The sequence below is a fragment of the Blautia glucerasea genome (assembly GCF_020537505.1).
Classification (GTDB): Bacteria; Bacillota; Clostridia; order Lachnospirales; family Lachnospiraceae; genus Blautia_A.
This window is the reverse complement of sequence record NZ_JAJBMO010000033.1, coordinates 1-25,595: the sequence shown is the minus strand read 5'-3', so window position 1 is coordinate 25,595 and position 25,595 is coordinate 1. Positions and strand designations below refer to the sequence as shown.

The following is a 25,595-nucleotide window of genomic DNA, read 5'->3' as shown; positions in this document are numbered from 1 at the left end:
AAGCAGGCAGCTGGATATTCCTTAATCTCAGGTTACTATATAAATTCTTATTCCTTCTTACTCCTGTGATCTTCATATTACTGCCTCCTTTCCTTTCTTTTCATCACATGTGTGCCTTTAACTATAAAGCAGGAAACCTATTCTGTCAAGCACTTCTTTACGCCAAAAGCCTTGCATATCTTCTCTGTTACATCCTCTTCCAGTGCAGCATTTCCCACATAGCCAGCAAATCCACTGAAAAATCCCCACGCTTCTGGGAGCAGATACAGCTGTTTCCTGACATATTCGTCCAGCACCACTGCCCTGGGAAGAAAACTCTTATATGCAGAGCTCTGCTCTCCAAGTACATAAAGTCCGTGCCCTTTCTCCAACTGTTCCAATCGCTTTTTCTGGTCTGCGGCTGGCAGAAGGTCTGCATTTACCAGAATACTTCCTGGTTCCGGCTTTCTCACCAGCATCATGGTAATGTGCCCGTTTTCTGCTTTTTTCTTGTCGCATACCAGGTATTCTTTCTCCTGATAGGATACCACTTCCACCTGATCCCCCTCTGGCTGCTCCGCCACAAGGACCGGAAGCCGCATCACCCGAAGACGGTTCTCCTGGCCATAGCTTCCCAGCTGCAGGCAGTCTGCCGGCGCATAGATCCGGTTAAATACGGTGAGGGCTTTGCGCCATCTTGCCGGATGTTTCTCATGGATATACGGCAGAAAATCAAGATCCACCAGCACTTTCATCTTCGTTCTGGCTTTCGCAGCCAGATAATAAGGCAGATATTTGGCACTTCCGGCAACGATCACCGCATCCCAGGAAACCGTTCCAAAGAGACGGTTCCACTCCCGCCTTGCCAGTTCATCTATATAGCTGCGGAGGATCGGATTCCCCAGATATGTCTCTGGATTCTTTTCCACAGTGAGATAATTGAGGTATTCAGCCTCACTGACTGTCATTTTCCCCACACCCATAAGACTGGCAGCCTTACCAGTCTGTGCGGAAAATGCTTTACACTTTGCCTCACTTCCAAGGTCTTCACTAAAAAAAGCCACATCATATTTTTTCGGATCGATCCTGTCCAGGATTCTGTCCACCACCAGCTTTACCTCTGGTTTTCCTGCCCCGCTTCCCAGAATGAGAAGCCTTTTCTTCTCCGGATTTCTAAGGGAAAAACACTCCAGCCCTTCTGGAATGGTTTTCTCCAGAAGAAACCTGGCAAGAACAGCAGCCTTATCCCTTGCGCTCTCTTCAAAAACCAGAACTTTTCCAGGGTAAACCCTTCCTGCCAGACACTTTTGGATCCAGGTCTCTTCCCCCTGCTGATGATCTGGTGCACAGATGAAATCCGTTTTCAACATATCCCGTACCGTCTCGGATACAAATTGCTTTGTGTCCAGACGCTTCTTTTCGTAAACCTTAGACATGGTGTTCAGATAAATCTGGCCTTCTCTTTTTACAAAGGAAGCCGGAAGCTCCACACTGCTGACAATGATTCCGGAGGAAGCCAGTACTCTCCAGTATCCAGTAGAATTTTCAGTCAATTTGCCAGCATTTCCAAAGGGCAGGCTTCCCTTCACGCAGCAGATGCAGATATATTTTTTCCCATATGTTTGCTTTACATATTCATACATTTCCCGGATCAGTTCCCCATCCGCAGACCCTTTTTCCCACAGAAAAAAAATCTGGTCTGGGTTCACCGGCAGCTTCGCAAGCGCCTCTGCATACTCACAGGTTCTACTGATCTCACGGCGGTAGCCATTTACCAATTTATGGGCCCGGCGTCTGGCGCTTTCATACTCTTCCATATTCTGTTCCAGGATTTTCTCTATCTCACTCATGTAAATCCCTCTTATCCTCTATCTGCTTTTCCAGTTTCTCATACTGCTTCCGGTTCCATTCTTTTACATCAAAGCTGTAGGAAATCTCACTTCTGAAATCCGCTCCTACAAGTTTCATCCCCATCGCCTTGGCAGACAGCGCCCCGGCATTTTCTTCTTCTCCTTCCGGGCATACAAAATACTGGCACATGTTCATAAGGGCAAAGGGTCTTGCCGCCCATCCAATGAGGAAAACTCTTCCCTCCAGATGCAGCCTGGAAATACTCTTCTTAAGATTCTCATATGCTTTTCCCTTTCCCATCACATACAGACAGGTATTCTTTTCCGTCAGGCTGGAAAAGGTATTCAAAATCCCTTCAGCAGCCTTAGAATACATACAGAAATAATTTGTTTTGTCCATATCCGGCGCAGGAATGGCGTCTATGGAGACCACAGATGAATTTCCGCCTGCCACCGTATCTGTAATATAATAGCTTTCCTCCTGGGAAACGATCACTAGCTGCTCTTTTAATTCCGCCTGGATACGGCTCTCATCCACAAAATGAGGCTTATATGTGAAAAATCTGATATTCTTCATTTCTCCTGCAATCATAGAAAACAGATTTTTCTTCCCTGTAAAATCAATGGCGCAGTCAAAAGCAGCCTCCCCAAACAGTCTTCTGGCCTCCCGCTTATAAAAAGCATGAGGAACCTCTGCCTTTTTTCCCTTCATCAGCCGGTTATGGCAGGCAAGCTCTTCCGGGCTTCCATTAAAGGGCTGTCCCCTGTAAAGCACCCGGATTCCAGATGGCAGGGAGCAGATCATTCCTTCCTCTCTCTCATCCCCGTCTCCGTCGATCAATAAGGTAATATCATATTTCTGAAAATCAAGGTATTCTGCCATTGCAAGAAAAGCCCTGGTAGTTCCATTGTCAGAGAAATCTCCTGCATACATAAGAACCTTAGGACGCCCTGTTTCTTCACAGCGGATACAGTCCTCCCCCTCTTTTCCATGAAACACAATGTCTGCAAGGCGGCGGCATACCGCTCCGTCATCCCTTGGGCACGCCCACTTTGCTTCCCGGTCATAGACCTCCCGGTAAGGCTCCATGGCCTTTTCCAGGTCTCTTAAATAGCCTCCAAGCTGCCCATAATCCTCTGCAATTGGTCCTGGAAGCTTGTCAATACCAAAATACAGACCTCTGTAATTCAGATAATTGGCAAGATCCGGGATAAAGAACAAAATAGGCTTTCCAGACACCAGATAGTCAAAATAGATGCTGGAATAGTCAGAGATCAGAACATCCGTAGCACGCAGCAATTCATTGGTATCCACCGTTGCCGGAATGTACTGGCCAGTCACGCCCTGGGTATTTTTTATGTGATAATAAACAATCTGGTGAGGCTTTACAAATACCTGGTACTCAGAAATATCTACATTCTCCTCAATGGTACGGATCATCTTCTCGTAGGCATCCAGACTGGTGTCCGGGCTGGAGTATTTGCTGCCCTTCCAGGTAGGGGCATACAGGATCAGCTTCCTGGAAGGATCTGCCTTGATCCCTGCCATCTGTAATTTCTGAAAAACAGCCTCCCTTTCCGTATGAAAATAGCTATCATTACGGGGCTGTCCGATTTCCAGAAGCTTTCCTGGAAAAAGTCCTCCCATTTTAAAGGCATTCTTGTAAATTTCCGTCATAAACGCGTCCGGGGAAATCAGGTAGTCTGCTGCCAGGAAATTCTTCACCGTATTTCCTGCGCTGATCTTTCCTGCCGGAATGTCAAATCCGATGGTTTTCAACGGAATCCCATGCCAGGTATCGATAAACACCTGTCCTTCCCTTTTGGTAAAATATCCGGGGAAGCTTACGTTATTCACCAGATATTTGGCAGTTGCCAGATATTCCCGGTATTCCAGGGACTGAAATTTGATAAACTTTACATTCTGCTTCTCTTTATAAAGCTCCATCCAGGGAGCATTATCCGAAAAGTCATCAATAGCCCAGACATGGAGATATTCCTGAAACTCCGGCTGGGCCAGCAGATACTTAAAAATGGCGTGAGGGCTGCAGGTCATGCCCCTGCCCCCAAACGCCTCATATAAAATACAGTTTTCCTTCAACGGACTGTTCTCATAAAAATCCGCATATTTTTCCCGAAGCTCTTCCGTCAGATTGTAACGGGCTTCTTCCTGGGCATCCCGTACAGCCTGGGAATAGGTGTCCCTCCGGATTACCTTCTTCGCCAGTTTTTTCAGGTCATTTACGGTGACTTTCATTGGTCCCAGCCCCCTTTTTTCTTATAATTCGTAATTGTTCAATATCTTCACAATTCCTCACTCCGCACCCCACTTTGCAGATTTTCTGTGGACTACGTTTACTAAAAACCTTTGCGGAACAGTGTCTGCTCACTTGTGCCTTATTGCCAATGTGTCATCTTTGCATATTTTTATGTGCAACTACACGCTCAAAAAGATCATCCCACGCTGCTACCGCCTTATCAATAGAGAAATCCTCCGACCTGGCAATAGCATTTGCAGACATCTGCGCCCGAAGCTCCTCGTCATGCGCGACCTTCAGCATGGCCTGTGCAAATTTGTGAGGATCAAATGCTTCCGGCAAAAATCCGGTCTTCCCATCCTCAATGATCAGATCCATAGCACCCATATGGTACGCAATTACCGGAAGACCAAATTCAAAAGCCTCCATAATTACCATGGGCCATCCCTCCCATCTGGAAGGAAGGAGGAAAACAGAAGAATTCAGGTAATAGTTCTCCGGCTCATTGGTATAGCCTACGAAATGGACACGATCCTCAAGGTGGCGGTTCTTCGCATCTGCCTTGATCTGCCCGAATAACTTTCCATCTCCAAGAATATCAAGCTCCCACTCAGAATCCTCTTTGCAAAACTCTTCAAAGGATTCCATCATAAGATCCAGTCCCTTGGCGTATACAAAGCGGGTTGCCATGAGAAAGCGCTTGGACTTCACATTGCACTTCTTCTCACTGACAAAACTTCTGGGATTGATCTTCACCTCTGTGTCAATGCCCAGCTTCTTTGTATAGTCTCTCTGGTCATATTTGCTGAGGACGATATAGCGGTCCAGATTTGGCAGGTATTCCTGAAGCAGACGCTCCTGCTGCCAGAATACTACCGGCTTCACATGAAGATAACCGTCGTAGCAGTTGTGCTGCCATCCGATGGTCGCCGCATTTAAACGGGGGGCGATCATGCCTAGCCGCAGGCTTAAGGAAGCGGTGGTAATGATCACATCATAATCCTTGGAATTTAAATACTCCACCCATTTATCCCTTGTTTTCTTCGGAAAAATAGACTCGGCAAGGAGATCATTAAAGCATTTTTTATTAAAGATCCCGAATTCATCATTTAGCTTTTTCACCAGATATCGTTTAACAAAGGCAAAGTTCCAGTGCCGGTTTACGAAATGGTTATTATCAATGAAATCCACATCGATTTCTTCACTTAAGTGATACATGGTGCGGTCTTCCAGGAAACGGTCCTCGTAGGTCATGATGGTCACATCATGCTCCTTCACCAGCTCATTTGCCAGAAGGGAAACCACACGCTTGGTTCCGCCAAGATCAAAGATTTTTGTCATCCAGATACATATTTTCATATCTTACATACCCCGCCTGGGGTTCCTCCTTCTTTTTGCCTTTTTCCGTTATAAGGCAGCAAAATACTTTTCCCGAAATCATATGAATATCACGGGTTAATGTCAAAGTAATCCAGCACACGCTTACAATAGCAGTCTGTCACATTGTGTGTCTTGGCACGAACCTGGGCACGTTTTTCCCCATATTCGTCCTTTCCATTCTTCACATCCAGAACAAACTGTTCAAACTGCTGCACATTGTAAATATGCTCTCCTGGCATATATTCCAGCGGATTCTCAAATACCCATCCTCTGGACTCAGTATAAGCTTCATAATCATCCAGGGTGAAGCCAAGAGGCTTGTCAAGCAGCAGATAGTCGATTGCCACAGAAGAATAGTCCGATACCAGGGCATCGGAGCAGTTGATAAACTCATAAAGCTGAAGGCCGTTGTCCTCCAGATCCTGATTCTCCAGATACACAATATTGGTCAGAACATTTTCCCCGAAATCGTATGGAATCTGCAGATAGTGCTTCTTAATGACTACCAGCATGTGATTGTCCCGGCAGAAATTGTTAAAGGCGAGCAGACTCTCTTTGGTATCCAGAATAGGAATGTTAAACTCGTTGTTCAGGGTTTCCTCATTTAAACGCTCACTGCTGGCATGACGGTAGGTGGGCATCCACAGGATCAGCTTCTCGCTGTCAGATTCCTTCAGCAGCTTTTCTCTATATGCCCTTGCGGCGTCGCTTCCTGCCAGCATCTGGTCATATCTTGGATAGCCAAAGGCCAGAAGCTTCTTGGAGCTGCATCCAAAGAATTCCATCTTGGTCTTAATAAACACATCTCCCGGCACTAGGCAGTAATCGAAAAAGACCTTCCGGTTGTTCTTATTTGCCTTGTAGCCGCAGCCGTGCCAGAGGTCAATAAAGGTCTGTCCCTTTCTTGCCATTCCGATCCAGTTAAAGGCCTGGGTGTAAAAAATATAGCGGGAGGTAAGGGCATAGTGGTAGGCCACCGCATGGCGTATGGTGCTGTGCTTCTTAAAGCCTTCCACAAATTTTACGTTTTCTGTCTCGTATTTCTTATATTTGGACGGATCGTGCACCAGCCACACAAGCTCGTATTTCCTGTTATAGCCGTTGGCTACCATATAGTCAAAAAGGGCACGTCCGTTGTCTGTAAAATCGTCATTTGTCTCAAAAAGGATGCGGTTCTCCACAATAGCCGGGGGAAACTTCTTCATCCTTCTAATCTTCCATTTATCATAAATCACATAGGTTCCAAAGGCTCTCAAGGTCAGGTAGCGGTCATACATGCTCTTGTCTTCCCCGATCTTTGAAAACATCTTAAATAATGTCTGTACTTTTCCCATAGTAACAAACCTTTCCTGGTAAACTGTATTCTTCGTGTTACTGCGCACACCGTGAACAATAATTGCTTCGCCGCACTTCGTGGCAATACCTTTTATATTGTATTTTGTCAAATAGTATCCTAATACTCTGTAAGTTTCTCCCTCAGCATTGTGGAGGAAGTATCCTTGGTATAAGGCAGATATACCAGCTTGGCACCCAGCTCTGCCATCTGCCTGCCAGTGCGCTCCCAGCGCTCGTTGCCCTTCCAGTCATCTCCAATATAGATCTCATCAAAGCGGATCTTATCCCAGATCACCTTCTTATCCAGTGTGTCGGTAATGATCACCTCGTCCACATACTTGATGGCGCGGACGATCTCCGCTCTCTCTTCCAGAGGGATAATAGGCTTTTTGTGCTTGTAGCTCTCCACCAGCTCATCTGTATTCACGCCTACGATCAGATAATCGCATCGTCTCTTGGCGTTTTTGATCAGGTTCAGATGACCGATATGGAACATATCGTAGGTTCCCTGTGTATATCCGATTAATTTTCCCATAAAATCTTCCTTTCAAATGCTGTAAAAGCCCTGGTGCAGCCAACACCCTCTCTCACAGCTTCAGCCACTGGACCAGCCTGCGGCAATAATTTTCCGCCGGATTATGCATCACCGGCATCAGTCTCTCACGCTCTTCCTTATAAAGATCCTCTCCTGCCGCAACATGCTCCAGAAATGCCTCAATGCCCTGGTAATCATATAATTTCTCACCTGGCATATACGCAAGGGGATCCTCAAATACAAATCCCCGCTTCTCCTTATACGCCATAAAATCTTCCAGCACATAGGCGATCGGTCTGTGAAGCAGCATAAAGTCAACTGCTGCCGAGGAATAATCCGAAATCAGCCCATCACAGACTCCCATCAGCTCCGCCAGCTGAACTCCAGCCTGTTCCAGCATGGCTTCTGTCACGTAACGAATGTTAACAAGCTCATTCTCATCCTCCGACCACTCCGTCTGAAGAGGATGCTTCTTAATGATCAGGAACATGTCAAGCTTCTTCAGATGCAGATCCAGTTTCTTCAGATCCTCCTTGCCGGAAAGCCCTGGCAGCTGGTAGGCCATCTGGATCTCACTTTCCCTGCATCCCTTCAGATTGCTTTTGCGGAAAGTAGGCATCCACATCACCACTTTGCTTTTAGCACGCTCCCAGCCAAAGATTTCTTTCAGCATCTCGCCCTTCTCCATAGACGGGTGGAGCATCCAGTCATATCTTGGATAACCGATCGGCCAGATTTTCTCCTTCTCACAGTTCCATGCTGCAGATTTTGTCTGGACAAAAACAGGGCCAGGAACCAGTCCATAGTCAAACTCAGACTTGGCTTTCTGTCCTGCCTCTGTTTTCATTCCCTGCTCCGGTCCCTTATAGCCGCAGCCATGCCACAGATTGATGATCTGTCTTCCCTCGCACCCGTAGTCCAAAAGATCCTGGGTATTATGGGAAAAGAAAAAATATCTGGCAGTTGCCGCATAGTAATAGGCCCTGCAGCTGTTCCAGCCATAGCGGTTCTCTGCTGTTACAAATTTCACATTCTTATAATTCAGATGCCGGAATTTTCCCGGATCTGATACCAGCCAGATGATCTCATATTTGTCATTATAACCCATTTTCAGAAGATAATCAAAGAATGCCCTTGGATTATCTGTAAAATCCAGATTCTCCCTGTTTTTGAATACCAGACGGTTCTTTTTTATCTTGCAAAAACGGGCGGTGCCCTTGCCGATCACTTTTTTCTCCACTTTTGTAAGAGCTCTGGCACCATAGTGGAGCACAAAACCGGAAATTCCCTGTTCTCTTAAAATTTTCTTTCCTGCTTCTCTGGACATTCCTATACCTCGTAGCCGGATTTTTCCGGAAGAATCCGGTCAAAGGCCAGAATCACCTTGTCACGGGCTTCCTCAAAATTCTTCAGTCTGTCATCATCATTGATGCAGATCATCTTTCTGGACTGTTTTTTCATAGTTTCATAAAGGACCTCATCGTCCCGTCCCATCACACAGAACTGTCCAAAATTTGGGGACTGGGGCTCATAACTTCCTTCCATGCACTGCCAGTGCTTGATCACATACTGGCTTACATCATAGATAGAGCGGAAACGGTTGTGACATACACGGTCCAGCCGCTCCCCTTCTGCGGCCCAAACCTTCTCATAGGAGCTTTTCAAAAAAGGACTTGGCATATGGGTGTACTTGAACCCGGAAAATTCCTGATAAGGAAGCATGAGAAAATTCCGGAGCAGCATCTTACCATATGCAGGGCTGAACCACTTTTTCCAGGTGCGGTGTATCACCTCTTTCTTCTGGAAATGCATGTTGATAAGTGCGGTGTTGTTCAGCAAAATATGGGCAAAAGGATCGTCAATATTGTCCTGGGCAATGGCAGTCTCAATACAGCAATCCCTTGGCAGTCCATTTTTGAAAAAATCCTCTGGGGTAACAGGACTGATCAAAAAGGTATCGTCGTTAAAATAAACAAATTGTTCGGAAAGGCCTTTGATCCTGTGTAGATTCAATTCAATGGGATGGCTGCTGAAAGTAGGGAGATATTCTGGATCCATAAACTCTTCATGGCGGATCACGGTAAGCTTAGGATTGCTCAGATTCAGCCACTTGGGAATGTGACCGCAGGTGACAAAATAGACATGGTTTACCCATGGGGCAAATTTCTCTACCCCTCGGAACCAGTATTGCAGGTTATCCCAGTCACGATAGCGGCTGGTGCTTCCTGTCTCTTTATCCGGGCTGTATTTTCTTCTCTCGCTGAGCCATGCCTCATCTGAGCCATCTACCCACGGAATTACAAAATCTATTTTGTTCTCCACGCTGTTCTCCTACTTTTCATACAATTCCAGCAGTCTTCCTGCCTCCTGATGGATGTCAAAATGTGCTGCAGTAAGCGCTTCTGTCGCCTTCACATTCTCTTCCCTTCCTTTTCCCGCACAGGAAATAACCGTCTTCGCCCACTTTGGTCCACTTTCTTCCAGGGAAAGACGAAGGATCTTTTCTTTTAATAAAACGGCTTCTTCCGTAATCGAATCTGAGATCACACAGGGAAGCCCATTCGCCTGGGCTTCTAACAGGGTAAAAGGAAGCCCTTCAAATAAAGAAGGGAACAAAAACACATCCATGGCACTTAAATACCGCTCCACATCCGGGCAGACTCCTGCGAAGATCACTTTCTGAAGGATGCCCAGCTGCTGAAGCTCCTCACGGATCTTTTCCTTTAATTCGCCGTCGCCGACCAGACATAATCTGGCTGTTGGCATGATTTTTTGAACTTCATTAAAAATTTGCACAATTGCCTGGTGGTTTTTCTGCACCTGGAAACGGCCAACATGGCCAACCAGGATTCCATCCCCTACTCCATGCTGTCTGCGCACTGCCTCTCTGTTTTCCAGGGAAAAGCTATATTTCCTGGTATCAATGGCATTGGATACCACCGTTACTTCTCCTCTTTCAAAGACCGAATCTCCAAACAGCCATCTGCCTGCCGTCTCAGAACAGGCCAGTTTCATATCTGCATACCGGTTCAGTCCCGGACGGTTCCATTTGTCCATCAGCTTTCTGACAAGGCCCGGAGCGGAAGCATTGTGGGAGTGGGCGATCACTTTCCCTACGCCAGCCTGTTTCGCCAGGCGAAGGGGCACAATATTGGCTGCGGAAAGCATATTTACATGGACAATGTCATACTTTTCCCTTTGCAAAAGCTCTCTGAACGCTTTTACATAGCCAAAGTAGTCTTTTTTCACATTAGGGACGTAGAACACTCTTCCCCCAAGCTTCAGGATTTCCTGTTCGTGTGCAATGGTTCCATACATGGACACAAAGTCAAAGGAAATCCCCTGTTTCGCCAGTTCCCGGAAATAATTCATCACAAAGGCTTCCATGCCGCCCGGATTATTTCCCAGTCCTACCTGCAATATTTTCACGCGGATCAGCCACCTATCATTTCACTGTATTGTTCAGAAATCGGATCAATATCACCATATGCGATCAACTTTCCTTTTTCCAGGATCATCGCCTTATTGCAAAGACGTTTTACCTGCTCCAGGGAATGGGATACAAAAAGCACCGTTACGCCGGAATCAAACATGCTGAGGATCTTATTCTCACTTTTTTTACGGAACTTGGCATCACCAACGGAAAGAACCTCATCCAGGATCAGGATTTTTGGTTCTACTACTGTAGCGATGGCAAAACCAAGTCTGGATTTCATACCAGAGGAATAGTTCTTTACCGGCACATCCATAAATTTCTGAAGCTCGGAGAATTCTACAATTTCATCATACTTGCTGTCAATGAATTTCTTGGTGTAACCAAGCATTGCACCATAGAGATAGATATTCTCTTTGCCTGTGTACTGGGGATCAAAACCTGCTCCAAGTTCCAGAAGCGGTACGATCTTGCCGTGTTTTTCCACATGTCCTTCTGTTGGCTTGAATACCCCGGAAATCACTTTCAGAAGGGTACTTTTTCCTGCGCCATTCAGTCCCAGGATTCCTACACGGTCTCCCTTTTCTACAGTAAAAGTCACGTTCTTCAATGCCCAGAACTCATTGTACTGGATCTCTCTTTTGATGGTTTTAAAAATATAGTCTTTTAAGCTGTCAACCTTCTCACGGCTGAGGCTGAATTTCATACTTACATTATCAACTTCAATTGCTGGCTTACCCATATTCTCTCCTTAAATATACAGAATGAAACTGTCCTGTTTTTTCTTAAAGCATACAAGTCCCAAAATGGTAATTCCCACACTGAATGCGGCTGCATAAATTACATATGGTGCATACATCGGCTCTCCAAAGATCGCAGAACGGAAAATCTGGATGGTACAGTACAGAGGGTTAAACTTCAGGATCCATGCCCATCCACTCTTTAACAGCTTGCTTGGGTAATAGAAAATTGCACAGGTGTACATGATCAGCATCAGCACAACTGTCCAAAGGTATTCAATGTCCCTGAAAAATACGCCGATAGTTGCAAGGAACATTCCGCATCCATAGGATAAGATCAGAATGATGATCAGCGCAACCGGTGCCTGAAGCAGATAAATCGTTGGCTTCACACCGAGAACAGCGCTTACAATACCAAGTACCAGAAGAGAGATCAGGAAAATAATATAGTTATAAATAACTCCTGAAAGGGGGTACAGGTATTTCGGCACATATACCTTTTTGATCATGGCCGAGTTGGAACGGATAGACTTCAATGCAGCTTTTGTGGCATTGGAGTAAAAGGTATACAGAAGACGTCCCGAAAGAATGTATACAGGGAATGTCTTATCTGTGTTTCCATACAGGGTTCCGAAGACAATGGTCAGGACCACCATGGAAAGCAGCGGCTCTAACATAGACCACAGAATACCAAGGTAGGAACGACGATATTTCAGCTTGATTCCTTTTTTTACCAGCTCGCTTAAAAGGAACTGGTACTGTCTGAGATTATCAATATATTTCTTCATATTCTCTCCATTGTATTTTGAAAAATTTAGCAAAAAAGAATTCTGTCCCGGATTTCAATTTCTGTTTTCTTTAGGAACTTTCATTCAAAAAAGCTAACCTGTATTGTAACATACAATTTTATCGGTTGCAATATTGCGATTTGCCGCGGTATTTTCCTGTTTTTACTGTTTTTTTATTCATATTTACAGAGAATTGCAGCACATCCAGATATTACGAAAGCCATTCCCAAATCCATCATTCCAGGTTCTTACTTGCTTCCACTGCCATCTGGTAGGCTTCTGCATAGGAGATTCCGGTTTTCCGGCAGATATTTGCCAGGCTTTCGTATTCCGGGTAGCACTTCTGGGCTCCCTCCGGGCCACAGATTTTCACTTCCACCTCACCGAAGGGGATCATTACCTTGATCCTCCTTCTTGGCAAAATGGTACGTTCCATTCTGGCTCTGCGGATACCAATACTGGTAGTCTCTGCAAAGATCAGCGCTTCCATTCCCGGAATGTCTTCTTCCTTACAGATCACGGTGAGCAGCCAGGCAGGGCGGTTTTTCTTCATATAGACCGGGGTGTAGTGGACATCCCGGGCGCCTGCTTCAAATAATTTCTCCATAACGAAGCCAAGGACTTCACCGCTGCAGTCGTCGATGTTGGTTTCCAGCTTGTAGATGTAGTCGGCAGAATCGGTGCTGTCCGTAACTCCGGTCTGAATTTTGTTCTCAGCCTCCTGATTAAAAATCTCGCCGGCTTCCAAGCTGGTGTACGCTTTCATTTCATTTGCATCATTTTTCTGATTGCCATTTTTGCTTTGTATCCCATCCTCTGGCTTTGATCTCTTTAAATTTTCTCCATGGATCAACATAGCTCTGAGAATTCCAGGGCACTCATAAGTTCTCTTACCTGCTCCGATACCAGTTTTCTCAATCACAAAATCCTCTGGCAGTTTATTAGAAGTCCGGACAGCTGCCACGATCGCAGCACCAGTAGGCGTCACCAGCTCGCCCTGTACCTGGGTAATCTTAAGATCCAGACCACACTGCTGTACAATATTTGTCACAGCCGGAACCGGAACTGGAAGGATGCCATGCTGGCAGCGGATGGTGCCAGTTCCCTCATATAATACAGGTACGATCACTTCAGTCACTCCAAGGTTATCCAGGCAGACTGCCACTGACAAAATATCTACAATAGAGTCTACCGCTCCAACTTCGTGGAAATGCACCTCTTCTACCGGAACATTGTGGGCTTTTGCCTCCGCCTTTGCCAAGATTTCGAAGATGGCAAGAGCTGTTTTTCTGGCGCCCTCGGTCATCTTCGCGCCAGCAATGATCTGACGGATTTCATTCATGCCGCGGTGCTGGTGGTGATGGTGGGTATGGTCTTCATGACTGTGGGCGTGTTCATGGCTATGAGCTTCTTCGTGACTGTGAGCATACTCATGGCTGTGAGCTTCTTCATAACTATGCGTATGCTCATGGCTATGAGCTTCTTCATGACTATGCGTATGCTCATGGCTGTGCTCTTCCTCGTGACTATGAACATGTTCTGCCACACTCTGAGTTTCTCCCCCATGTGCGGCAGCTGCGTGCTCATGTCCATGCAGATACTCCATATCATGATCATGTCCATCGATCTCTTTATCTAAAATCACATCGAAATCGCAGGCATCAATCCCGGATTTCTCCACTCTGCTTACTTTTATCCCGAAGCCCTGTACCGGAAGGCTTGCAAGCACTTCCTCAAGTACCTTCTGATCCGCTCCCAGATCCAGCAGGGCTGCCACGGTCATGTCCCCGCTGATTCCGGAGTAACACTCCAGATATAATGATTTTTCCATAGTTTCTCCCCGTTACAAAAATATCAAAGTAGTTTTAAGTACTGCCCTGCCAATTCCCCGCAGGTACAGCCTTCGCTGTCTCATCTGGGCTTTATTTTCCAAGAGCCAACCGGTTCATCTGTGTTGCCAGATATCCAGCTCCATATCCGTTGTCAATATTCACTGTGGCAATTCCATTGGCGCAGGAATTGATCATGGTCAGAAGTGCGGACAGGCCATGAAAATTAGCTCCATATCCCACAGACGTAGGTACTGCGATCACTGGTCTGCTCACAAGTCCGCCCATAACGCTGGCCAGGGCGCCCTCCATTCCAGCCACAGCCACCACACAGTTTGCATCCAGAATGGTCTCCAGCCTGGAAAACAATCTATGCATGCCGCTTACTCCCACATCATAGATCCGTTCCACATGAGTTCCAAAGTACTCTGCTGTCTGGGCTGCTTCCTCTGCCACCGGAATATCTGCGGTGCCAGCGGTACACACTGCAACCTTTCCCTCATGCACCTTATCTGGCTTCTCAATTTTCAGGATTCTGGAAATGGGATCGTACTGCACCTGGGGCAGTCTCTCTCTCACCAGCTCAAACTGCACCTGTGAAGCTCTGGTCCCCAGCACTTCCCCTTCTTCCTGATATAACCGTTCGAAAATTTTCAACAAATGAGCATCTGCCTTATTGCTGCAGTAAACAACCTCAGCGAAACCTGTACGGGCTTTTCTTCCAGTGTCCAGCTTCGCATAATCCATTTCTTTATAACCATCCTGGCGGATCAGATTCCCTGCTGCCTCCGGGGAAAGTGTCCCCTGCTGCACCTGGGCAAGAATTTCTTCTAGCGTCATTTATAATCTCACTCCGTTTTAAAAATCAATCCTGACGCAGCCGCAGCTTTCGGAGCTTCTTCCACTCAAGCGGTTACGGTCACGTTTCTTTCATGTGCTGTAAGAAACAGCACCACAATTATAACGTTTTCTCACTTTTTATTCAACAAAAAAATCCCGCCTCATTTTATTGAAGCAGGATTTCTTCCAAAGCCGTCTGTTATGCGCAAAAGCAGCGCATCCAGACCGTCTGATTATGTTTTATTTCGCTTTCGCTGCCTTTTTATCTCCAAGGAAGCCAATGGATGTAACACAGATCAGTTTATCGAAGATCATAAACATGGCCGGTAAGATGAACAATACAACCACCATACTGATGATGGCGCCACGTGCAAGCAATGTACAGATAGAACCGATCATCTCAACCTGTGAATAGCAGGAAACACCGAAGGTCGCTGCGAAGAAGCTGAGACCACTGCTGATAATGGACGGCATGCTGGTCTTATGGGCAATGCTGATGGCTTCCATCTTATTCTTGCCATGCTGTCTCTCCCTCTGATAACGGGTGGTCATCAGAATCGCATAGTCAACGGTAGCTCCAAGCTGGATTGCACCGATTACAATACTTGCAACGAACGGAAGGCTGATTCCCTGATAGAACGGGATGGCCATATTTACAAAAATCGCAAACTCAATAACCGCAACCAGAATGATCGGCAGGGAAATTGATTTGAAAATGATCATAATGATCAGGAAAATCGCGCCGATGGAAATAACATTTACACGAACCAGGTCGGCGTCTGTAGTATCCTGAAGGTCTTTCATAAGCGGTGCCTCACCGATTACCATTGCTGTATCATCATATTTTTTTACGATCTCATTGATGGATGCAAGCTGGGCATTTACCTCATCTGTAGCAGATGCATATTCGGAGCAGACAAATGCAAGCTCGTACTGGTCACCCTCGAAAATGCTCTTGATATCTTTCGGGATCATGGAATCCGGAACGGTAGGGCCGATCAGGGAATTCATTCCCAGGCTCCACTTCACACCATCAACCTCATCGATCTCATTTAACATCTGCTGCTTCTGTTTGGAATCCATACCCTTATCCAGCATGATCATATGGATGTTTCCAACAGCAAAGGTTTTATCCAGCTCTGCATTTGCAATGTTGCAGTCCAGAGTGGACGGAAGGGATTCTGCAATGTTGTAGTAAATCTTTGTGTGGTTGTTTCCGTAAATAGCCGGGAACAAAAGTACCAGGAAGATCACTGTCCATGCTTTGTAATGTTTGGTAATAAAAGCGGATGGCTTATCCATTCTGCTAAACAGGAGTTTATGCTGTGTTTTTTCAATCGGCTTGTCAAAGAACAATACCAGTGCCGGAAGAATGGTTACACAGCAGATAACACCAATGATAACACCCTTCGCCATAACAATACCAAGGTCACGTCCAAGAGCAAAGGTCATAACACAAAGTGCAACGAAACCGGCAACCGTGGTAACGGAGCTTCCTGCTACAGATTTAAAGGTATTGGCAATGGCATGCCCCATGGCACGGTCCTTCTCTCCAGGGAATCGTTTCTTATTCTCTTCATAGCTGTTCAGAAGGAAAATGGAGTAATCCATTGTAACACCAAGCTGAAGGACTGCGGTAAGGGCCTGTGTAATATAGGAAGTCTCGCCCAAAATAATATTGCTTCCCAAATTATAAAGAATGGCAAGTCCGATACTAAGCAGGAACAAAAACGGAACAACAAAGGATCCGCTTGTCAGTTCCAAAACGATCAGACTGAGCACTGCTGCGATCACAACGTAGATTGGCAGCTCCTGCATGGCAATGTTCTTGATATCCGTAACAACACCTGTCATACCGCTTAAGAAACACTGCTCATTGGCGATCTTACGAAGCTCTGTGATCGCCTCCATAGAAGTATCGGAAGAAGTGGTATTGTCAAACAGCACCAGCATCATGGTGGCATCCCCGTTGATAAATACCTTTCTGTATTTCTCAGGAACCATTTCCACAGGAAGGGTGATATCTGCCACATCATCATACCAGAGAACATCCTTTACATGCTCTACTTCGCTGAACTTCTCTTCCAGCTTCTGGACATCCTTCATATCCATGTTCTCCACGATTACCATGGAAAAGGCGCCCATACCGAACTCATCAACCAGAATATCCTGACCCTTTACTGTCTCAAGGGTATCCGGCAGGTAACTTAACAGATCATAATTTACTCTCGTCTCTGCAATTCCGATCGCAGACGGGATTACCAGCAAAAGTCCGATGAGAAGCACCAGGACCTTGTGCTTGGCTATCCATTTTCCTACTTTGACCATTGATGTCATCTCCTTAACTCATTTCTTTCGTACTATAGTATAAACCAAAATGACCAATAGTCAATATTTTTTTTGACAAAAATGAAAAATAGTCATTTTTCTCAAAATCCCATCAAAACGCCAACGATTTTTACCAAAAATGCCGCAAGCCAGGCGATCACACACTGCCCGATCACCACTCCTGCCGCCCATTTTCCACCAAGCTCCCGCTTCACAGAAGCGATTGCCGCCACACAAGGTGTATATAACAGGCAGAATGTCAAAAGACTTACTGTTGCCAGCGGAGAAAGGACTTCTACCAGTGCTTTCGTACTTCCGAACAGGATCGATAAAGTAGAAACTACGCTCTCCTTTGCCATAAATCCGGTTACCAGCGCTGTAGAAAATCTCCAGTCCCCAAATCCCAAAGGTCCAAACACAGGTGCCACGATCCCAGCCACTACCGCCAGAATGCTGTCCTTGGAATCCGTTACAATATTCAGGTGCAGATCAAAGGTCTGTAAAAACCAGATCACAATGGTTGCTATAAAAATAACGGTAAATGCCCTCTGCAGGAAATCCTTCGCCTTTTCCCAGAGAAGCTGTCCCACATTTTTCGCACCAGGCAGGCGGTAATTGGGAAGCTCCATAACGAAAGGTACTGCCTCCCCCTTGAACATGGTTCTTCCAAAAATCAGCGCCATCAGAATGCCCATAAGGATGCCGCCAAAATAAAGGGCTACCATCACCAGCGCCCCATATTTCGGGAAAAAGGCAGCTGTAAAAAAGGCATAAATCGGAAGCTTAGCCGAACAGCTCATAAACGGGGTGAGAAGAATGGTCATCTTACGGTCACGCTCTGAAGGCAGGGTTCTGCTTGCCATAACGCCAGGCACCGTACATCCGAAGCCAACCAGCATCGGCACAATGCTTCGTCCGGAAAGACCGATTTTACGAAGCAGCTTATCCATCACAAAAGCAACTCTTGCCATATATCCGCTGTCTTCCAGAAGGGACAGGAAGAAAAACAGGGTAACAATAATCGGCAGAAAACTGAGCACACTTCCAACGCCATTGAAAATACCGTCAATTACAAGAGAATGAAGCACATTATTTACATTCCATGCAGTCATTGCCTGATCCACCACTGCGGTCAGCCAGGCAATTCCCATATCCAGAAGATCGGAAAGCCCCTTTCCGATCACACCAAAGGTCAGCCAGAAAACCAGGGCCATAATACCTGCGAAGCATGGAATGGCTGTATATTTACCTGTAAGTATTTTATCCATCTTCTGACTACGCAGATGCTCCTTGCTCTCATGAGGCTTAATCACGGTCTCACCGCAGACCTTTTCAATAAAATCAAAGCGCATATGGGCAATCGCTGCGGACCGGTCAAGCCCACGCTCTGTCTCCATCTGCTTTACAATATGCTCCAGGGTTTCTTTTTCATTCTGATCCAGTCCAAGCTTTTCCAGGATCAGTTCATCCCCTTCCGCAAGCTTGCTGGCTGCAAAACGCACCGGAATATCTGCCTGCTGTGCATGATCTTCAATGAGATGCATAATTCCATGAAGGCATCTGTGAACGGCTCCGCCATCATCGTTTGCATCACAGAAATCCAGACGCTTTGGTTTTTCCTGATATTTTGCCACATGGATCGCATGGGCTACCAGTTCATCGATTCCCTCATTTTTCGCTGCTGAAATAGGTACTACGGGAATTCCAAGTGCCTCCTCCATCTGGTTCACACGTACAGAGCCGCCATTCTGCCTTACCTCGTCCATCATATTCAATGCCAGAACCATAGGAACATCCAGCTCCATCAGCTGCATGGTAAGATAAAGATTTCTCTCAATATTAGTCGCATCCACAATATTGATGATTCCTTTTGGATGCTGTTCCAGAATAAAGCTTCTGGTTACGATTTCCTCGCTGGTATAGGGGGACATGGAATAAATTCCAGGAAGGTCTGTCACCAGAGTATTCTTTTTCCCACGGATAATACCGTCCTTGCGGTCTACAGTAACTCCCGGAAAGTTGCCTACATGCTGACTGGAGCCAGTTAACTGATTAAACAGGGTTGTTTTACCGCAGTTCTGGTTTCCTGCCAGGGCAAAGGTAAGAAGCTCACTATCCGGAAGGGGATGTTCATCTGCTTTTTCATGATATTTACCGCCCTCTCCAAGTCCGGGATGTGGAATTGCTTTCGCTCTTTCACTGTGTGTTTTTTCTTTTGCATCTCTTATATTGTCAATTTCAATTTTCGCTGCATCTGCAAGACGCAGAGTCAGCTCGTAGCTGTGGATCCGTACCTCCACAGGATCACCCATCGGCGCATATTTTACCATGGTCACATCAGCCATGGGAATAATACCCATATCCAGAAAATGCTGCCGCAGGGCACCCTCTCCGCCAACAGCTGTAACTGTGGCGGTTTTCCCTATTGGAAGATCTTTTAAAGTCATGTATTTCAATCCTCTTTTCTCTTCGTTATTGATATTTTTTATCACTTATTTTGCAATAGTTAGTTTATGCTAATTTTATGATGATGTCAACATTATTGAGAAAATTTATTGACAAACCTCTTTTCATCTGCTAAAGTTACAAAATAAGGTTTCCCTGTGAGGGAGTAGCAAGCGTGCCCAGAAGTATTTAAGAACACTTTACTCTGCGCGTGGCAAGTCAACATACCGGCCTGTGGATTTTTGAGATTAATTTTTGGGGTCTGGCTTGCATTAAATTGCGAGACTCATGTATAACGAATGCTATACATGGAGTCTGTCCTTTTATAAGAATGTCTACGATCCATATATAGCCTGTGGTTATATAATGGGTCTTTTTTCATGTTTCGGAAGCCCAAATATCATGCGGAGGAATGAAAAAATGAATTACAGTTTTATCTTCTTTCTCAACAGTGCTCTTCTTGGCGTTGGACTTGCCATGGATGCTTTTTCCGTGTCCCTTGCCAACGGTCTTCATGAGCCTAAGATGCGAATGAAAAAGATGTGCGGAATTGCCGGTACATTTGCCGCCTTTCAGGCCATCATGCCAATGACCGGATGGCTGTGTGTCCACACTGTTGTGGAATATTTCAGAACATTTGAGAAGTTCATCCCCTGGATTGCACTGATTCTTCTTAGCTTTATCGGCGGTTCCATGCTGAAAAGCGGTATCTTCGGAACCGATGGGGATGAAGAGATCCCCGGCGTTGGACTTAAGGCACTTTTTATCCAGGGCATTGCCACTTCCATTGATGCGCTCTCCGTCGGCTTTACAATTGCAGAATATGACTGGCTTATGGCTCTTGTCTGTTCCGTCATCATCGCTGCTGTTACCTTCTTTATCTGCATGACAGGACTTTCACTTGGAAAACGATTCGGAACAAAGCTTTCCAATAAAGCAGATATTCTGGGCGGCGTAATTCTTATTGCAATTGGCCTGGAGATTTTCATCAGTAACATATTCTGACCTGTCATAATCCTTCTTATACTACAAAAGCTTTCATTATCTGACTTTATCCCCCATCAGATCAATGAAAGCTTTTTCATTATCTCATAATAATATATCCACAATAAATCAGATACGCCAGGGTCATAATAATGCCTTCTTTGCGGCTGATTTTTTTCTTAGTTCCGGCGAATATCCATACAAGAATGGTAAAAATTATCAGAATTACAATATCTACAAGATTCTCATGAAGCAAAGCTACTGGACTGAGTACTCCGGAAATCCCAAGAACCATAAGAATATTAAAAATATTGGAACCAACAGCATTTCCAACTGCCATGTCTACTTCATTTTTCCTTGCTGCAACAACAGAAGTCACCAGCTCAGGAAGGGACGTTCCCACAGATACAATGGTAAGGCCAACCAGCGTCTGGCTCATTCCAAGCTCGATTGCAATTCTGCTTGCAGAGTCAACGGTAAGATCTCCGCCTAATGCAATTGCTGCTGCGCCTATAATCAGGAAAAGGATGCTTTTTCCATATGATATCTCTGCCATACTGTCACATTCTTCAACGCCTTCTATTTCCACCTTTTCTCCGGCCGCACGTGCTTTCATGGCACTTCGTATCATCACAATAATATAACCTGTAAATAACACCAGAAAAACAATCCCATCAAAGCGTCCCAGAATCATTGGGCTTTTGTCCCCGATTCCAAGAATTCCAAGAACAAGGAGCAAAAAAGCACAGCCAAGAGACAGCGGTATATCGCGAACTATAGTTGATTTCTGCACTAATATAGGAGTTAATATCGAACAGACACCGATTACAAACATCAGATTGAAAATATTGGAGCCTACTACATTACTTACTGCAAGCTCGTTATTCTGTACCAGTGATGCGGTCACACTGACGGCTGTTTCCGGCAGGGAGGTTCCCATTGCAACTATAGTCAGACCAATAATAATAGGTGGAACCTTTAACTTTTTTGCGATGCTGGAACTCCCCTCTACAAAAAAATCAGCACCTTTGACCAGCAGTCCAAAACCAGCAGCCAACAGCAAAACTACTACCAGGACCGGCAACTCATTAATATAATTTTGCATAATAATCTCCTTTCTTTTTCTTCGTCAGTTCATAGTTTTGTTACACAAAAAAACTCACGTATGCTCTGTTACAAGCACACATGAGTCTCATTTTTTAAGATTTGCCAGGCTTTATGCCAGAAAGGCTAAAGACCGCGACTGTTGACAAACCACGTTTTCACGCAAACTACTCCCTCACGAAGTTTATATACGTGTTTAATATAGCAAATAGTGATTTACACGTCAACCCTCAATTTTACTCTTCAGAACATATCCAAGTAACGCATCTCCATAATTTCCGGTCATAACGCTTAGTCTTCTTCTATATGTTCACGTCCCTGGTCAATAATAGTCCGAACATGCTCATCTGCCAGAGAATAGAATATAGATTTTCCATCCCTGCGGCTTTTTACCAGCTTATTCTGTTTCAGAATACGAAGCTGGTGAGAAATAGCTGACTGGGTCATGTTCAGAGCCTTTGCAAGGTCACACACGCATACCTCTGCTTCAAAAAGTACAAACAGGATCCTGATTCTGGTAGAATCTCCGAATACCTTAAACAGCTCCGCAAGGTCGTACAGCTCATTTTCCTCCGGGAGGGTCTTGTTTACAATTTGCAGAAGATTTTCATGAACCTCACAACAATCACAGATTTCCACTTCTTTACCTATGTCTTTTTTCATTCTGAATACCTCGATATCATCATCAAAGATTTTTTACAAACAAAGTCCGGATCGCATTGAGCACTGCCAGTACCATAACTCCTACGTCTGCAAAAATGGCTATCCACATGTTTGCAATGCCAAGAGCACCAAGTATCAGACAGATCAGCTTCACACCGATTGCAAAATAAATATTTTCATATACAATTCGCATACACTTCTTTGCAATGCGAATGGCTTTTCCAATCTTCAATGGGTCGTCATCCATCAGGACAACATCAGCTGCCTCGATTGCAGCATCAGAACCAAGAGCACCCATTGCAATACCAATATCCGCTCTTGAAAGAACCGGTGCATCATTGATTCCGTCTCCAACGAAGGCAAGCTTCTCTTTTTCAGACTTGTTTGCCAGAAGCTCTTCAACCCTGGAAACCTTATCTGCTGGAAGAAGCTCACTGTGAACCTCTCCGATTCCAAGGTCAGCAGCTACAGACTCTGCTACTTTTTTTCCATCACCGGTGAGCATAACCGTTCTTGTAATGCCTGCTTTTTTCAGATTCTCAATAGCCTCTTTTGCGTGAGGCTTGATAATGTCAGAAATCAGGATGTGTCCTGCATATTTTCCATCCACAGCCATATGGACAACTGTTCCTACATGATGGCACTCTTTGTACGCAATCCCCAGACGGTTCATCAGCTTCGCGTTTCCAGCAGCTACAGACACACCGTCCACCTTTGCAATAACACCGTTTCCACTGATTTCCTCAATGTCTGTAACACGGCTGCGGTCGATTGGCCTGCCATATGCTTTCTGAAGACTCTTACTGATGGGATGTGAGGAAGAACACTCTGCATATGCTGCATATTCCAGAAGCTTTGCATCCTCCATCTCATTATGGTGGATTCCGCTGACCTCGAATACGCCCTTTGTCATAGTACCTGTTTTATCAAAAACAACGATCTTCGTCTGGGAAAGCGTCTCCAGATAGTTAGAGCCTTTTACCAGAACGCCCTGATTGCTTGCACCACCAATTCCGGCAAAGAAACTAAGTGGAATACTGATCACCAGTGCACACGGACAGCTGATGACAAGGAATGTCAGGGCACGGTAGATCCAGTCTCCCCATTCCGGAGAAAGTCCCATAAACAGCATTCTGCAAAAAGGAGGAATAATTGCAAGCGCCAGAGCACTATAGCAGACTGCCGGGGTATAATATTTCGCAAATTTTGAAATAAAGTTTTCAGATCTGGATTTCTTGGAGCTGGAGTTCTCAACAAGATCCAGGATCTTGGAAACAGTAGATTCACCGAATTCCTTTGTAGTGCGGATTTTCAATACACCTGTCATATTGATACAGCCGCTGATGACCTCATCTCCCACTTTCGCATCTCGTGGAAGACTTTCCCCTGTCAGTGCGCTTGTATTTAAAGTAGAATTACCCTCTTCAATCATTCCATCAATTGGAATCTTCTCTCCTGGCTGAACCACGATGATAGTTCCAATTTCCACCTCGTCCGGGTCTACCTTTTCCAGCTTGCCGTCCTGCTGGATATTTGCATAATCCGGACGGATATCCATCAGTTCGCTGATATTTCTTCTGCTCTTGCCAACGGCATAGCTCTGAAAAAGTTCTCCGATCTGGTAAAACAGCATAACCGCAGTACCTTCCTGATAATCACCGAGAGCAATGGCACCAATTGTGGCAACTGCCATCAAAAAGTTTTCATCAAATACCTGACGGTTCATAATTCCCTTAAACGCTTTTTTCAGAATATCATAACCGATCACCAGATACGGGATCATGTAAAGTGCCATTCGAAGATAGCCATCTACCGGAAGAAAACGCAGCAAAACCAAAAGGACAAAGGCAATAATAATTCTGATCAATACTTTTTTCTGCTTCTTGTTCATATTCTTTCACATGCCCTGAGAGCATGGCCTCCATTATGGTGCTGTCGCCGACAAGCAACACATTCACTTAATTTGTTTGAATAACCGGACAGAGTACATCCTGTCCGGTCATTGTCTTACAGTTTACCCGGTGCCCAGCAACTGCTTTTCCCCATTGTTTCTTATAAGAAGATCTCGCAGTCGTCTTCTACCTTCTTACAGTTCTTCAGGACTTCCTGCATAACCGCCTTCGGCTCCTGTCCATCTTCAAACTCAACGATCATTTTCAGAGTCATGAAGTTTACAGTTGCATCTTTGACACCTGCAGTGTTCTTTGCAGCATCTTCCATTTTGTTCGCACAGTTTGCACAGTCAACATCGATTTTGTAGGTTTTCTTCATGGTAATGGTCTCCTTTAAAAATGTTCTCTTTATCATATGAACAATTATTCATATATTTGAGTTTATTATAACATTTATCTTAAATCTGTCAATAGTTTTCCCTGAAATTCTTTATTTTTCCACTGTTCAATACGACTGTTTTCATGTATAATAAACCAGATTGATTTTATATATGTTATTGTATCGAATTAGAGGAGATTTAAATATGAAAAATTATCTGATTGTTTTTCTGATTTCCATGGTGCCACTGATTGAGCTGCGTGGTGCAATTCCCTATGCTGTAGGCTTTGGAATCCCGTTGGTTCAGGCATACATCATCGCCATTATCGGAAATATGATTCCGGTACCTTTTATCTACTTCTTCGCACGTAAGGTTCTGGAATGGGGAAAGGATAAACCGGTGATTGGACGCTTCTTCACTTTCTGTCTTGAGAAGGGCGAAAAGGGCGGAAAGGCTCTTCAGGCGAAAGCCGGCCGCGGTTTATTCGTGGCGCTTCTGCTCTTCGTAGGAATTCCTCTTCCCGGCACTGGTGCCTGGACCGGAACATTAGCTGCCAGTCTTCTTGACATGGATTTTAAGTCCAGTATCCTTGCCGTAATGCTTGGAGTTCTCCTTGCAGGCGTGATCATGGGTGCTGCAAGCGCAGGACTATTCGGGGCACTGTTTGCAGTGTTCAGCTGATCACAAACGCCCTGCAGCTGTATAGAAGTTTTTTATAAAAACAGGTATATAAAAAGCATATGAGGATTATCTGTTTATGGATAAACTCATATGCTTTTGCTATTTTGTGGGTTGAAAAGTTCGTCGAAGAGGGACGCATTCGGACAATGGG

At 45.2% G+C, this 25,595-nt stretch carries 20 protein-coding genes; 2 read left to right on the top strand and 18 right to left on the bottom strand.

Annotated elements, in window-relative coordinates; genetic code table 11:
- Positions 1 to 137: 137 nt before the first annotated feature.
- The 14 genes from LIQ05_RS17685 to feoB all read right to left on the bottom strand — a co-directional run bounded on the left by LIQ05_RS17685 (position 138) and on the right by feoB (position 19,742).
- On the bottom strand, positions 138 to 1,829 hold the full coding sequence (locus LIQ05_RS17685; RefSeq protein ID WP_226822723.1) for a CDP-glycerol glycerophosphotransferase family protein: 1,692 nt from the start codon (positions 1,827 to 1,829) through the stop codon (positions 138 to 140).
- Positions 1,822 to 4,086 (bottom strand): CDP-glycerol glycerophosphotransferase family protein, encoded by a 2,265-nt coding sequence (locus tag LIQ05_RS17680; protein WP_226822722.1) that lies wholly within the window; start codon positions 4,084 to 4,086, stop codon positions 1,822 to 1,824. Before LIQ05_RS17680 ends, LIQ05_RS17685 begins: the two co-directional genes overlap by 8 nt.
- Positions 4,087 to 4,240: 154 nt before the next feature.
- The gene (locus LIQ05_RS17675; RefSeq protein WP_226822721.1) at positions 4,241 to 5,446 is read right to left on the bottom strand and encodes a glycosyltransferase; all 1,206 of its coding nucleotides are present in this window, start codon (positions 5,444 to 5,446) and stop codon (positions 4,241 to 4,243) included.
- A gap of 89 nt (positions 5,447 to 5,535) precedes the next feature.
- Entirely contained in the window at positions 5,536 to 6,912 is a 1,377-nt protein-coding gene (locus LIQ05_RS17670) for a CDP-glycerol glycerophosphotransferase family protein (RefSeq protein ID WP_226822720.1), read from the bottom strand.
- Between the two features lie 8 nt (positions 6,913 to 6,920).
- The gene (locus tag LIQ05_RS17665) at positions 6,921 to 7,337 is read right to left on the bottom strand and encodes an adenylyltransferase/cytidyltransferase family protein (protein ID WP_226822719.1); all 417 of its coding nucleotides are present in this window, start codon (positions 7,335 to 7,337) and stop codon (positions 6,921 to 6,923) included.
- A 52-nt stretch (positions 7,338 to 7,389) separates the two neighbouring features.
- Positions 7,390 to 8,664 (bottom strand): CDP-glycerol glycerophosphotransferase family protein, encoded by a 1,275-nt coding sequence (locus LIQ05_RS17660; RefSeq protein WP_226822718.1) that lies wholly within the window; start codon positions 8,662 to 8,664, stop codon positions 7,390 to 7,392.
- 2 nt (positions 8,665 to 8,666) lie between these two features.
- A complete protein-coding gene (locus LIQ05_RS17655) occupies positions 8,667 to 9,659 on the bottom strand; it encodes a stealth family protein (RefSeq protein WP_226822717.1) in 993 nt (330 codons plus the stop codon).
- A 9-nt stretch (positions 9,660 to 9,668) separates the two neighbouring features.
- Positions 9,669 to 10,766: a glycosyltransferase family 1 protein gene (locus LIQ05_RS17650; RefSeq protein ID WP_226822716.1), complete on the bottom strand. Its 1,098-nt coding sequence runs from the start codon at positions 10,764 to 10,766 to the stop codon at positions 9,669 to 9,671.
- A gap of 5 nt (positions 10,767 to 10,771) precedes the next feature.
- The gene (locus LIQ05_RS17645) at positions 10,772 to 11,512 is read right to left on the bottom strand and encodes an ABC transporter ATP-binding protein (RefSeq protein WP_226822715.1); all 741 of its coding nucleotides are present in this window, start codon (positions 11,510 to 11,512) and stop codon (positions 10,772 to 10,774) included.
- 9 nt (positions 11,513 to 11,521) lie between these two features.
- Positions 11,522 to 12,298, bottom strand: a complete 777-nt coding sequence (locus LIQ05_RS17640) for an ABC transporter permease (protein ID WP_226822714.1) — start codon at positions 12,296 to 12,298, stop codon at positions 11,522 to 11,524.
- Positions 12,299 to 12,533: 235 nt separating this feature from the next.
- Positions 12,534 to 14,129, bottom strand: coding sequence for a nickel pincer cofactor biosynthesis protein LarC (larC, locus tag LIQ05_RS17635; RefSeq protein ID WP_226822713.1), 1,596 nt, complete (start codon positions 14,127 to 14,129; stop codon positions 12,534 to 12,536).
- Between the two features lie 91 nt (positions 14,130 to 14,220).
- A complete protein-coding gene (gene larB, locus LIQ05_RS17630; protein ID WP_226822712.1) occupies positions 14,221 to 14,967 on the bottom strand; it encodes a nickel pincer cofactor biosynthesis protein LarB in 747 nt (248 codons plus the stop codon).
- A gap of 240 nt (positions 14,968 to 15,207) precedes the next feature.
- A complete protein-coding gene (locus LIQ05_RS17625; RefSeq protein WP_226822711.1) occupies positions 15,208 to 17,295 on the bottom strand; it encodes an efflux RND transporter permease subunit in 2,088 nt (695 codons plus the stop codon).
- A 101-nt stretch (positions 17,296 to 17,396) separates the two neighbouring features.
- Entirely contained in the window at positions 17,397 to 19,742 is a 2,346-nt protein-coding gene (feoB, locus tag LIQ05_RS17620) for a ferrous iron transport protein B (RefSeq protein WP_226822710.1), read from the bottom strand.
- Between the two features lie 418 nt (positions 19,743 to 20,160).
- Between feoB and LIQ05_RS17615 the strand changes: the two genes are divergently transcribed.
- Positions 20,161 to 20,745, top strand: coding sequence for a manganese efflux pump MntP family protein (locus tag LIQ05_RS17615; RefSeq protein WP_226822709.1), 585 nt, complete (start codon positions 20,161 to 20,163; stop codon positions 20,743 to 20,745).
- Between the two features lie 79 nt (positions 20,746 to 20,824).
- Here LIQ05_RS17615 and LIQ05_RS17610 read toward each other — a convergent pair whose 3' ends face one another.
- From LIQ05_RS17610 to LIQ05_RS17595, 4 genes are all read right to left on the bottom strand, one after another.
- Complete coding sequence (locus LIQ05_RS17610) at positions 20,825 to 21,829, bottom strand: calcium/sodium antiporter (protein WP_226822708.1); 1,005 nt, start codon at positions 21,827 to 21,829, stop codon at positions 20,825 to 20,827.
- Positions 21,830 to 22,119: 290 nt separating this feature from the next.
- On the bottom strand, positions 22,120 to 22,491 hold the full coding sequence (locus LIQ05_RS17605; protein WP_226822707.1) for an ArsR/SmtB family transcription factor: 372 nt from the start codon (positions 22,489 to 22,491) through the stop codon (positions 22,120 to 22,122).
- 22 nt (positions 22,492 to 22,513) lie between these two features.
- A complete protein-coding gene (locus LIQ05_RS17600) occupies positions 22,514 to 24,382 on the bottom strand; it encodes a heavy metal translocating P-type ATPase (RefSeq protein ID WP_226822706.1) in 1,869 nt (622 codons plus the stop codon).
- A gap of 161 nt (positions 24,383 to 24,543) precedes the next feature.
- Positions 24,544 to 24,762 (bottom strand): cation transporter, encoded by a 219-nt coding sequence (locus LIQ05_RS17595; RefSeq protein ID WP_226822705.1) that lies wholly within the window; start codon positions 24,760 to 24,762, stop codon positions 24,544 to 24,546.
- 205 nt (positions 24,763 to 24,967) lie between these two features.
- Here LIQ05_RS17595 and LIQ05_RS17590 point away from each other — a divergent pair, with 205 nt between their 5' ends.
- The gene (locus LIQ05_RS17590; RefSeq protein WP_226822704.1) at positions 24,968 to 25,444 is read left to right on the top strand and encodes a COG2426 family protein; all 477 of its coding nucleotides are present in this window, start codon (positions 24,968 to 24,970) and stop codon (positions 25,442 to 25,444) included.
- Positions 25,445 to 25,595: the final 151 nt, after the last annotated feature.